This window comes from Lachnoanaerobaculum sp. MSX33 (assembly GCF_000512995.1).
Taxonomy (GTDB): domain Bacteria; phylum Bacillota; class Clostridia; order Lachnospirales; family Lachnospiraceae; genus Lachnoanaerobaculum.
In genome coordinates this window covers 1-12682 of record NZ_AZXX01000098.1, presented here as the reverse complement: position 1 = coordinate 12682, position 12682 = coordinate 1, and the positions used below count along the sequence as shown (strand labels likewise).

Genomic DNA, 12682 nt, shown 5'->3' with positions numbered 1-12682 from the left:
CCCCCTTTTTATACAGTACTGAGACAAGGAGAATACCATATTTTTATGGTATTCATCAGATAATATTTTAATAGATAGAGAAAGAGTATTCGTTAGGTAATATATTTTGAGATTAAAAGATGATATTAATGGTTTAAGCAGTAATAGTTTTTATTAAAATGAAGCACAATAGATTTTAGAGATGTAATGCAAATTGGAGGGGTAAGATGAAAAATATAAAAAACTTCTTTGTGATACTACTTTTGGCTTTGATTATGCTTATGTTAGTATCTTGTATAAGAACTCAGGGAAAAAATGAAGAAGTTGGAACAAGTAGAATAGAATCCGGAAAGAAAAACGATAAGAAGGATAGTAAAAAAAATGAGGGAAATAAGAAAAAAAAGGATTCAAGCAAAGATATTGTAGATGATAGTGTAGTATATGAAATACCACATATACTTTTAGAGGAAAACAGTGAAAGTTCCTTTGAACCTGACCCAAGCTTTAGGTATTTGTATTCAATAAATAATGTTCATCTTAAACTAAGAGAAAATAGTAAAGAGTTTGAACCGCTGATTATGGCATTTGACAAGTATAATGAAGAGGCGGACAAAGAATTTGAAAAGTACCTGAGGGAATTGTCAAGCAAACCACATCATGCGTATGAAGAAGAAAATGTGGAAGGAGAATATATATATGAAATACCCGGAGTTGATACAAAAACTTATATAGTAAGAGCTGATAAAAGCATAGTAAGTGTGGTTAACTATAAACATGCTGATTATGGTGGCGGAAGCCCTGAGTATCATCGTTATTCATTCAATTTTGATACATCAACCGGTAAGAAACTTGAATTCTCAGATGTAGTAAAAGACAAAGAGAGGTTCTTTGAGTTGGCAGATGATAGAGCAGAAGAGTACTATCCATATAATGATTTTGTAACTCCGTCAGAGCAGGCAAGGGAAACCGGCAACGATTTTACTTGGACTGTTAATGCCGAAGGTATTTCAATTTACTTTGATATTTATAACGAAGATGGAGAACTTGAAAACCCACAGATAGTGACAGTGTACTTTGATGAGGCAAAGAATATATTTGAATCTAAATATACAAAGACCGGAGATGATTATGTAATTCCTCTTCTAGGAGATATGAAGTTATCTTTGGATATAAATGGGGACGGAGAAAGGGAAGTTGTTTACACTGATAAAGTTCTTGCAGAGGGGGAAGAAGTTTATGATGGTTTGTATTCGGGATTAAAGGTTTATGTTGGAGATGAAGATAGTGAAAAGATTTATGGATATGATTATACATCATATATTATAAAAAAGAATGGCAAATACTATATGTATTTGTTTGTAGGTGAGGTGGATGATATCACATTGCTCTATAGAGTAGATCTTTCTGCATTAGAGAAAAAAGAAGATGAATATACAGTAGTCCGTTTGGCAAATAGAGATATAACTTGGGAACGAAGTGATAATACAGAAAAATCACATGTTATAATGGAAACTTTTACTGATGCAAGCTCGTTTTTTGGTGAAATGAGATATGACACATTTGGAACAAATACAACTGCAATAGAATGGATTATAGATGATGAAGCATATCCGGCTCCGAATGGTAGTCGCTATGAAATAACGAATGGACCTATTCTATATACTCTTAGTGGTATTGATTGTATTGAGGTAGATACCGGTGGGAAAACAGGTAAACACACTACCTTGCCGAAAGACTCATATATATTATTGCTTTACACAGATAATGAAAATTATGTAGATGTCAGGGTTGTAGATAAAAAATATGTAGAAGAAAATAAATGGAGCGGAGCAGATAACAGATATTTTGAGTTAAAGGATTATAGCCTCTTAGACTATGATGGACCTTGCTACAGAATAGAAATTGAGCATGGTGAACCCATATGGGATATTAGAGTTAATGGAGAGAGTTTAGATAAGTTATTTGAAGGAATTACGTATTCATCATAATATTGATATGGAGGTTAGTAAAATGAAGTATAAAATAAAGCTACTGATGATTTGCATTTTGGCTATGTTCTCATTAATATCATGTATACCTCAGTTTAATATAGGTATTGGTAATGATATGTCTGAAACTGAAAATATAGTTAAAAAGTCAAAGGAAAATGGCTCAATCAAGAAGGATTCTAAAAGTAGGGGTAATAAAAAAGTCAAAGAAAAACGAGAAAAGCATTCAAATTTAAAGCCACATATACTTATAAAGACAGTAGGAGAGAGTTTATATGATGATTATGGGAATACGTTGTATAAAATAGAGTATAAGTATATACAACTGAAAGAGGATAAAAAAGAATATGAGCCTCTTATAAAAGCATTTGAAGAATATAATAAAGAAATAGATGAACAATTTGCAGATACAAGAGAAACATTCGAAGGCTTAGCTAAAGAAGAAAAGCTTAATAGACTGGAAGGATATGACGAAAAAATTCTCAAAGAAGAAACTGACAGTTATATAATGAGAGCCGATAAAGATGTGGTGAGCATACTCAATTATAAAAAATATGATTATGGTGCATCTGAAAAATATTCAAGGAGCTCTGTAAGCTTTGATACATCAACAGGAAATAGGCTGAACTTTTTGGATGTGGTAAAAGATGATAAAACATTTTTCGAGCTGGTGGATAAAAGGATATATGAGGACTATGAGGAGATCAATATCCAGAATCCTTCAGAATATGTGTATAGTCTAAGAGATAGTGATTACGAGAATCTTGTTTGGACAATTAGTCCGGTTGGTGTAACAGTATATTTTGATACAAGGGTTTTGGGATCTGATACTGACGGAGCACAGGTTGTTACAATATCTTTTGAAAATAACGAGAATATATTTGAACCTAAATATATATATAAAGAAAATGATTATGTTGTTCCTATAGTGGTTGGAAATATGACATTACATGTAGATATTGATGGTGATGGCACAAGTGAACCCGTATATGTAGACAGAGTATACGAACAGAATACTGAAACATTGCATATATTTGGTATAGGTGTTAAGATTTTTGCAGGATTGCAAAATCGAGAGGTGTCAGGATATTTTGGAAAATCTTATCTAATAAAAAAGAAAGACAAATATTATATGTATTTGTTTATTGAGGATGAACTTAAAAACTTGTATATTTATGATCTTGAAGATTTAAATTCGGATAATTATGACTGGAGCAATCTATCGGCTGAAAATATAGATTTTGACTGGGATATTGAAGGAAATATTGAGAAAAATGAACAAATAGATGAATCATTTACAGATATCGATTCTTTTAGTGGAGAGTCAATGTGTGATATATTGTATTTAATTCAGGTAGTTAAGGAGTGGTTTGTAGGTGAGGACGGAAAGCTACAGTCAGATGAAATTAGGGGTAGAGTTTCGACAGGACCGGTAATTAGAACCTTGACAGATATCAAATGTAGTGTTGTAGATGAAAATGGCAAAGTTAAAAAAAATACAGCAACAATACCGGAAGGTACATATATTTATCCTGTGTACTCTGATGATAAAAGGGATATGTATATTGATGTGAAAATACTGGATAAGTCGGGTGTATCCTCATATACAATAGGTGAGGGATATGGAAGATACTTCGAACTGAAAAATAAAGAGGTGTTAGACTATAATGAAGATTGCTATAGAATTACATTTGATGTAGATGAAGAGTATGGCAGTGTTAGTATTGATGGAAAAGGATTGTCTGAGATATTTGAAGGAATTATTTATTGAATCTGAAGCGGATTGGAAAATTAAAATAAAAGTTAGTGGCATAACATACTAAAATTGAGAAAAGTATAAAATTTGAAAATCATATGTGTGTGGTATTTATCTTCAGCCTAAGTGATGAAATACGAATAGATTTAAGAAGGCTTTTACTTTCAAAGTGAGAGCCTTTTTTGATGGCCTTTTTAAAGGACAGCATATGTGCTATTTTATAATCAAAGAAAAACTTTATTGGAGGATGTTATGGAAAAGGTATTTATAACAGTTACAGGTACAAGACATTATTTCGGAAGTGAATTTTTGGAAAAAGATGTGAAACTTTTCTTAGAGAAGGAGCCTGATAATGAATATGATAAAGAGGCTATACAGGTACTATGTGAAGGACTGGGTAAGATCGGGTATGTGGCAAACAGTCCGTATACAGTGCTGGGTGAATCATTCAGTGCAGGAAGATTATATGATAAAATAGGTGAGAGTGCGGTAGTAAAGGTGGTATATAAAACGGATTGCGGTATTGTATGTAAGGTTTCAAAAAAATCCTTGTTGGATAATAAGATTTAGTCTATTATTGTACAAAGGTAAAAGGGTGAGGATGGCTTCTTGCCCGCAAAATAAAGGTAATATAAGGAGTAAGTATGGGTACTTTGGGTAATGTTTTGTGGTTTATTTTCTGTGGACTTTGGAGTGGACTGATGTGGATATTTGCAGGTTGTCTTTGCTGTATAACGGTTATAGGTATACCTTTAGGTCTTCAATGTTTTAAATTTGCCGTACTGGCATTTTTCCCTTTCGGAAAAGAAGTGGTATATGGCGGAGGTGCGGTAAGCTTTCTTGTAAATATTATCTGGCTTATTATACTTGGAATACCTATGGCAATCGCTCATGCGACAGCCGGTGTGATTCTTTGTGTAACCATAATAGGTTTTCCTTTTGGGCTTCAGTTCTTCAAATTGGCTAAACTTTCATTAATGCCTTTTGGAGCCAGGGTGATTTAATGAAAACATTCTTAAATTACATGGTAGCTGATTGAAAAATGAGTATAATTGATATATTATTGAGGTAACAAATTTTGGTAATTTATATATCAATGATATATCAGGAGGATAATATGCCAATTAGTTTAAAAAAAGGTCAAAAAGTTAGTCTAACAAAGGGAAATCCGGGACTTAAGAATGTTGTGGTAGGACTTGGATGGGATACAAATGCCTATGATACAGGTGCAGATTTTGACTTGGATGCGGCAGCATTTTGCTTGACAGATTCAGGTAAGGTTTCAAGTCAGAATGATTTCGTATTCTTTGGAAACCTTAATCATCCGTCAGGTGCAATAAGTCATTTGGGAGATAATCTTACAGGTGCAGGTGACGGTGATGACGAGCAGATAAAGATCGATCTTTCAAGAGTTCCTGCAGAGATCACAAAGATTGCATTCACAGTAACTATTTATGAGGCGGAAGCAAGAAGGCAGAACTTCGGTCAGGTGTCAAATGCCTTTGTAAGAATATTTGATGAGAATACAGGTGAAGAACTTTTAAGATATGACCTTGGTGAGGACTTCTCTATAGAAACCGCAGTTGTATTCGGTGAACTATATAAGAACGGTGACGAGTGGAAATTCAATGCTATAGGTAGCGGATATCAGGGTGGATTGGCTGCTCTTTGCAATATGTACGGAATAGATGCGGAATAAATTTTAAAATTTGGACTGTGCACTTTTTTAAGTGTCGGTCCTTTTTTATTTATTTTTAATGTTGTAACATATGATACTGAAAAATGTTTTTTATAAGATTATAATTAGGGCATACTAACTTATATGGGGAAAAGGAGAATGATATGAGTAAAATACTTGATTTAAATAAACCGGTTTTTGAGTTGGCAAAGGAATATCCTGACTTTATTGAAATATTCGCAGGTCTCGGATTTAAAGATATAAAAAATCCTGTTATGTTAAATTCTATGGGGCGTTTTATTACTATAAATAAGGGCGCTGAAATGAAGGGCATTCCTCTTGAAAAAATAAAAGAAGTTTTTAGAGAGCATGGATATGAGATAGCTGAGGACAAAAAAGAAGAAAAAGAATTAAAAGAGGTAGCAGAGAGTATACCAAATAACACTGAAGACAGTACCGAGTTACTCAAGCAGTATTTGATAAGACTCTCAAAAGGTGAATCTTTAGAGTCGGTTCAAAAAGATTTCAGAGAAAAATTTGAATCTGTAGATGCAAGTGAAATAATGAAGGCGGAGCAGTCACTGATGGAATCGGGAATGCCGTATCAGGAGGTTCAAAAATTATGTGATGTTCACTCGGCACTGTTTCATGGAACAACAAGCAATGAGCTTGGAAATGAGAATGAAATAAAGAATACTATGAGTATGGCTGACGGTGCAAATGAAGATGACACTAAAATGCTTATTGAGACAAAGGGACATCCGCTTTCTACATTTACAAGAGAAAATGAAAATCTTGAGAAGTATATAAATGAATTTCTGGCTAAAATGGAAAACAATGAGATAGACAGAGCGCTACTTTCAAAGATAAGAGAAGTTTCAATGCATTATGCAAAGAAGGGCGATCTTTTATATCCTTTGTTAAAGACCAAATATAATGTTTCGGGTCCTGCTACTGTAATGTGGTCTGTAGATGACGAAATCAGAGATGAGCTTGGAAGACTTGATAAAATCGAAAAAGAAGATGAGAAATGGATAGAGGATATAAAGGCTGTGATCACCCGTATGCAGGAGATGATTTATAAAGAAGCCAATATTTTATTCCCGATATGTACAGTGAACTTTACAGATGAGGACTGGTTAAATATTTATTTGGACAGCAAGGGATATGAGAACTGTCTTGATATAGTACCTGAAAGTTTTGATAAAGCCGAGAAAGTTAAAAGAGAGTTTGACGATATTGACGGTGAGATAGTACTTCCGGGAGGACATTTTACAAAGGAGCAGCTTATTGCACTCTTAGATACCATGCCTCTTGAGATTACATTTATAGATGCCGATGATATAAACAGATTTTTCAATGATAATGATTGTCCGAAAGCATTTAAGAGACCGTTATTGGCAATTGACAGGGATGTATATTCATGCCATCCTCCAAAGATAGAGCCGATGGTAAGGGAGATAATATCAGGATTTAAAAATGGAAGCAGAGATGAAGTTGCTATCTGGATGAAGAAGAACAATAAGGACATGCTTGTAAAGTATATGGCAGTCAGAGACAAAAATAAAAAATATCTTGGAACAATGGAAATAGTTCAGGATATGGATTTTGCAAGAAAGCATTTTGAAGAAGAAGGTCAGAATAACTGATATAAAAAGAGCCTATGAATTTTTCATAGGCTCGATTTATTATTCCATAATATTTGTAAGTCCGTTGCGTATAAATGAGAGAGTAAGTACTGCGAGATCATGAGGTGACATCTCAAATTCACTGTCAATCCATCTTACAAGCAGACCGAGTGTTCCTGAAAGAATGAAATCGTAATATAATTCAAAATAAGGCATATTCTTTTGCTTTATAAAAGCCTTATACTTATTGAATACACAGGTCTGCAATTTATTTCTGAGTTCATTAGAGAAGTTTGCATCCAAATCGTCATGTAGGAATATTTTTGCCATATCTTTATTGTCATATATAAATACAAATAAAGCTTCTATAAAAGGTACAAGATTGTCTGTATCAGGAGCTATCTTGGTAAGTATATCTTCAAATTCTTTTAAAAGATCGGCTTGTATATGCTCCATCAAATCATATACATCCTTATAATGTAAGTAAAAGGTTCCTCTGTTTATGTCTGCCATCTGTGCAAGTTCTTTTACCGTGATATTTTGGATTTTCTTTGTTTCAAGCAAGATACTCAGACATTTTCTAAGCTGCGATCTGGTTTTTCTTACTCGCCTGTCTACAGTTTTTTCGTTCATAAAACCTCCTGATAGTGTTATAAAATAAAATTTCCAATTTTTCGAATAAATGTACAATAGACGATGTTTAAGAATTCCATATTAGTTAATTAACTAATGTACATTAATATACTTAAAAGTATAGTCAATTACAATAAAAAAAGCAAGTATAAACTAAGTATGTAATAAATATTTTTTAATTAAAAAATATTTCAAGTAAAGTAAAAAGTATAGTATAATAAAATACTGGGGGTTAAGAGCCCTATTTGACTTTAAAACATTATGTGATATAAGGGAATTTTATGAGAACTAAGAAATTTAGATATATTATATTTGTATTTGTATTCCTATTGGCGGTAATAGGTTTTTTATTATACTCTTTTTTGAAAAAAAATAAAGTTGACACTACAGGTGGAGATATTGAGGCAAGTGACATTAATATACCAAGATTATATAATGTACTTGGAGATTATTATATAAATAAAATGTATGGTTACAGTGATGAGACGGATGTTGAGGCTGCCGACAATATACTGTCATTGGTACTGGATGATTACAGTATGAAGTTTAGAGTGGTAGATGCAAATATTGCAGATATTGAAGAGTATGATTACAGTATAAGAACATTTGATACTAATGAACTTGTAGAAAGCGGAGACAGGACAAAACTTGATGGCGATATTATAGATTTGCATCTGTCAAGTCTGGTGGAAGAAAATAAAGAATATTTTCTTGAACTTAGATTGTATACTAATGGACAGACATTTCATTATTACAGCAGGATAGTCAGGAGCAATACCGAATTTGCCAAAAGACTTATAGATATGGCAAATGCTTTTTCAAATAATAATTTTGACAGCAATACGGCAAAAGACAATACCGTGTACCTTGAAAGTGACGGTACAGGGAATTCAAGAGGACTTGAATATGTAACATTGAAGTCTGATTTCAATATGATAAGCTATAACGGAATGAACCTTACACCTTCTGAAAAAGAGGTGAGCCTTGTAAATTATAATGGTAAGGTAGGAGAAATACATTTCAGCTTTACTGCAAGTTCGGAAAACAAAGTTTATAATATAGAAGAGAATTTTATCTGCAAATCCGGTACACAAAGACTTTATATGCTGGATTATACCAGAACGATGAATCAAAGTTTATCAAAAGATATTAAATACAATAAGAAAATAGATTTAGGCATCGGTAATAAAGATGTCAGGTCTATATCGGATAATACAGGTGAGAAAATTGCATTCCCAGTAGATAATAAGCTTTTTTTATCAGACAGTAAAAAGGAAAGTCTTGAACAGGTTTACAGCGTAGGAAAAAACAGCTATATTTATCCGCTGAAATTTGGAGACGGATTGTACTTTATAAGTTATGGGTATAATGTTGACCCATCTCATGTAGGAGCTGTAGGTGTTTGCCTTTTTAAATATATGGAGAGCACAAAAAAAGTTTCAAAGCTGGCTTTTGTAAAAACAGAAATTGATGCTCAAAGTTTAAAGGAATCGATAGATGAACTTGCATATATGGGTGATAATGCGATGCTTTATCTTAAGCTTATGGATAAGGTTGTAGGACTTGATGTTTTGTCTGGAAATTATGTAACTGTAGCGGAAAACCTTGAAAACGGAAAGTATTCCATAAGTCAGGACAAGAGTTTATTATCCTGGAATATCGGAGACGGGTTGAATATTTATAATTTTGCTACAGGAGAAAATAAGCAATTAGATAATGCAAATGAGATAATGCTGCCTATAGGGTATATTGGAAGCGACTTGGTAGTAGCAATAGAATCTCAAAATATTTCAAACACAATCAACGGCAAATCTACAGGAAGTATTTTTGAAAAGGTAAGTATATACAATAATCTTTTGGAATTACAAAAGGAATATACTTATGATGGCAGATATATTGACAATATCGATGTAAAGGGAAATCGTGTGCATATTGATCTTTATCAATATGACGGTGAAAACTTTACCAGGTCGGGAGAGGATACAATAATCAGTAACAAGTCTGTGGCAAGTGAGAGCAGAGTATCATCTTATATGGACAGTTTCAGAGCAAAGAACTATGTCATAGACACCGGTAAGTGGATTGAAGGTGAGGCTTATTACTTTAAGGATCTTCAAATTGACAGTACCGACATAGAATATAATATTGATTTGAATAAATCGTATCTTGACAATATGTATTATGTCTATATTAATTCCAAGTTGGAAGGGATATATGATAATCCGGTAAATGCTATAGATACCGCATATACAGATATGGGATTTGTAAGAAGAAAAGGTATAATGGTGTATGCAAGGGCAATGGTTGAGACTGCTTCAAATACAAATTTTGATGTAAACAAAGCCGGAGAATATGTAAATTATTGGGAAAATAACGAGCTTACGAGATTTCAGGGTATAACATTAAAAGAAGCAATGTATTTTTTAACCGTTAAAAAGCCTGTGTTTACATTTACAGCAATAAATAATCCGGTTATAATAACTGCGTATGATTCAAAAAGTGTCACAGTATATGATATAAATACGGCAAGTGTACAGAAAATAGATATAAATGAGGCTCAAAGTATATTCAATAGCACTCAAAATGACTTTTCTTGTTTCTTTACCTTTAGAATGTAATGTGATAAAATTGTAATCGTAATAAAAAAGAAAGATTTGATTTGGGTTTTTATTTACTTAAATATTAAAGTTTAAACATATAGTTTTATATAGAGGAGAAAAATGGCTCAATATATAATGAATGGTGGAAGTCCATTGGTAGGAGAGGTTGCTATAGGCGGCGCAAAGAATGCGGCACTTGGTATTTTGGCAGCTGCGATAATGACAGATGAAGATGTTTATATAGAAAATTTACCTGATGTAAAAGATATTAATGTAATGCTTGAGGCGATAAAGGCTATCGGTGCAAGTGTTGAAAGACTTGACAGACATAGTGTGAGAATTAATGCATCTTCAGTAAAGGATGTATTGGTTGATGACGAATTTATAAGAAAAATCAGAGCATCATACTATTTTATCGGAGCACTGTTGGGTAAGTATAAGAGTGCCGAGGTGGCTTTGCCGGGCGGATGTAATATAGGATCAAGACCTATTGATTTGCATTTAAAGGGATTTAAGGCATTGGGAGCTGAGATTGATATTGAGTCGGGAAGAGTAAAAGCACATGCCATTGATTTGGTTGCGGCGGATATATATCTGGATACCGTATCTGTAGGTGCCACTATAAATATTATGATGGCGGCATCATTGGCGGAAGGAAGAACGGTTATAGAAAATGCGGCTAAAGAACCGCATATTGTTGATGTTGCAAATTTCTTAAACAGTATGGGTGCGGATATAAAGGGTGCAGGAACAGATGTTATAAGAATAAACGGTGTTAAGTCATTACATGGAAGCAGATATTCCATAATACCGGATCAGATCGAAGCCGGAACATTTATGTGTGCCGCGGCTATTACAAAAGGTGATATTACTGTAAAGAACATTATACCGAAGCATATGGAAGCTATAAGTGCAAAACTTATGGAGATGGGATGTGAGGTTGTGGAATTTGACGATGCAATAAGGGTTATTGCGAAGAACAATCAAAAGTCCACAAATATAAAGACATTACCTTACCCGGGCTTTCCTACAGATATGCAACCACAGATAACTACCGCTTTGGCTCTTGCTACAGGCAGCAGTCTGGTAGTTGAAAGTATATTTGAGAACAGATTTAAATATGTGGATGAACTTGCAAGAATGGGCACAAATATCAAAGTAGAGGGTAATACCGCTATGGTTATCGGCGTAGCAAAACTTAGAGGAGCGGCGCTTAAAGCACCGGATCTTAGAGCCGGTGCGGCACTTGTTTTGGCAGGGCTTGCAGCAGAGGGACAGACCACAGTGGATGATATTAAGTATATAAAAAGAGGGTATGAAGATTTTGAAGGCAAGTTGGTTTCATTGGGCGCCGATATAAGAGAAGTGGACAGTGAAGTTGAGGCAAGAAAGTTTAATATCAAGGTTGTATAAGAATGTTTTGCGGACGGCTTGGCTGTCCGCTTTTTATATAAGTAAATATAAGAAAGGGGGATATATGAAAAGAGAAGAACTGCTATATATATGTGGCGGAAAAGATTGGCATAGTAATGATGATAATATTTGTTTTACAGGTAATGTATACGGTAAAGAAATAAACTTTGATTTTTCAGGATACAAAGAGGAAGAAATAGTGTCAGACTTTGGAGATTTTATTGAAGTAATTCTAAAAAACTTCAAACAGCTTGATATAGTGGCCCGAGGGATTATAAAAAATCAACATAAAGATGAGGATGTAGATATATTGGAGTTAAGTGATATCATTTTTGATAAAAGCGGATGCTATGATATATTTGCGCTTGGATATCGTGTAGGAGAAACACAAGCAGGAGAACTTTATCTGCTGATAAAGTTTGATCAAAATCTTTTAGCAGACAGCGATATAGTTTATGAAGTCTATTAGAATAAAGGAGTTAAATCGGCTTAAATAAAGGGGTTTTACAGCCTTCAAATTTTTTAGAAAAAAATAGAAATAAATGCTTGACATTAATGCCTTGTTGCGATATTATAATTAGGCAGTTACGGAGAGGTATCGAAGTGGTCATAACGAGGCGGTCTTGAAAACCGTTTGTCCGCAAGGGCGCGTGGGTTCGAATCCCACCCTCTCCGCTTCCTTTTTGCCCAAAAGCAAAGAGGCGAACAGAAGAAGGATAACTCGCAACCAAGCAGAAGTACCCAAGTGGTTGAAGGGGCTCCCCTGGAAAGGGAGTAGGCTGTTAATAGCGGTGCGAGGGTTCAAATCCCTCCTTCTGCGTTGAACCTTGATAATTTAAGATTAAACAGTACACACAACCCTGAAAAAATTCTTGATTATTTTAAATAATCAATGAAGTTTCAGATGCATTTTTCACTTAATGAAAACGAGCGAAAGCTTGTTTCATATTTTAGTGAAAAAGTAGTTCTTCGTACGAGTGAAACGAGTGCGATAGAACAACCTTAAA

At 33.9% G+C, this 12682-nt stretch carries 10 protein-coding genes and 2 tRNA genes; 11 read left to right on the top strand and 1 reads right to left on the bottom strand.

What is annotated here, in order from left to right; genetic code table 11:
• Positions 1-206: 206 nt before the first annotated feature.
• The 6 genes from HMPREF1495_RS13940 to HMPREF1495_RS12845 all read left to right on the top strand — a co-directional run bounded on the left by HMPREF1495_RS13940 (position 207) and on the right by HMPREF1495_RS12845 (position 7050).
• Positions 207-1967: a hypothetical protein gene (locus HMPREF1495_RS13940; protein WP_034215596.1), complete on the top strand. Its 1761-nt coding sequence runs from the start codon at positions 207-209 to the stop codon at positions 1965-1967.
• 22 nt (positions 1968-1989) lie between these two features.
• Entirely contained in the window at positions 1990-3738 is a 1749-nt protein-coding gene (locus tag HMPREF1495_RS12865) for a hypothetical protein (RefSeq protein ID WP_034215595.1), read from the top strand.
• 237 nt (positions 3739-3975) lie between these two features.
• Complete coding sequence (locus tag HMPREF1495_RS12860; protein WP_034215594.1) at positions 3976-4293, top strand: HIRAN domain-containing protein; 318 nt, start codon at positions 3976-3978, stop codon at positions 4291-4293.
• Between the two features lie 74 nt (positions 4294-4367).
• Entirely contained in the window at positions 4368-4727 is a 360-nt protein-coding gene (locus tag HMPREF1495_RS12855) for a YccF domain-containing protein (RefSeq protein WP_034215593.1), read from the top strand.
• Positions 4728-4840: 113 nt separating this feature from the next.
• Positions 4841-5422 (top strand): TerD family protein, encoded by a 582-nt coding sequence (locus tag HMPREF1495_RS12850; protein ID WP_007590935.1) that lies wholly within the window; start codon positions 4841-4843, stop codon positions 5420-5422.
• 143 nt (positions 5423-5565) lie between these two features.
• Positions 5566-7050, top strand: a complete 1485-nt coding sequence (locus HMPREF1495_RS12845; RefSeq protein WP_034215592.1) for a DUF438 domain-containing protein — start codon at positions 5566-5568, stop codon at positions 7048-7050.
• Between the two features lie 39 nt (positions 7051-7089).
• Here HMPREF1495_RS12845 and HMPREF1495_RS12840 read toward each other — a convergent pair whose 3' ends face one another.
• The gene (locus tag HMPREF1495_RS12840) at positions 7090-7662 is read right to left on the bottom strand and encodes a TetR/AcrR family transcriptional regulator (protein WP_007590937.1); all 573 of its coding nucleotides are present in this window, start codon (positions 7660-7662) and stop codon (positions 7090-7092) included.
• A 362-nt stretch (positions 7663-8024) separates the two neighbouring features.
• Here HMPREF1495_RS12840 and HMPREF1495_RS12835 point away from each other — a divergent pair, with 362 nt between their 5' ends.
• From HMPREF1495_RS12835 to HMPREF1495_RS12815, 5 genes are all read left to right on the top strand, one after another.
• Entirely contained in the window at positions 8025-10280 is a 2256-nt protein-coding gene (locus HMPREF1495_RS12835; protein ID WP_242832915.1) for a hypothetical protein, read from the top strand.
• A 102-nt stretch (positions 10281-10382) separates the two neighbouring features.
• Positions 10383-11675 carry a UDP-N-acetylglucosamine 1-carboxyvinyltransferase gene (locus HMPREF1495_RS12830; RefSeq protein ID WP_034215590.1) on the top strand — a complete coding sequence of 431 codons (1293 nt, stop codon included), beginning with the start codon at positions 10383-10385 and terminating at the stop codon, positions 11673-11675.
• Between the two features lie 64 nt (positions 11676-11739).
• Positions 11740-12144 (top strand): hypothetical protein, encoded by a 405-nt coding sequence (locus HMPREF1495_RS12825; protein ID WP_034215589.1) that lies wholly within the window; start codon positions 11740-11742, stop codon positions 12142-12144.
• A gap of 120 nt (positions 12145-12264) precedes the next feature.
• A tRNA-Ser gene (locus HMPREF1495_RS12820) sits at positions 12265-12350 on the top strand.
• A 56-nt stretch (positions 12351-12406) separates the two neighbouring features.
• A tRNA-Ser gene (locus tag HMPREF1495_RS12815) sits at positions 12407-12495 on the top strand.
• The last annotated feature ends 187 nt before the right edge of the window (positions 12496-12682 follow it).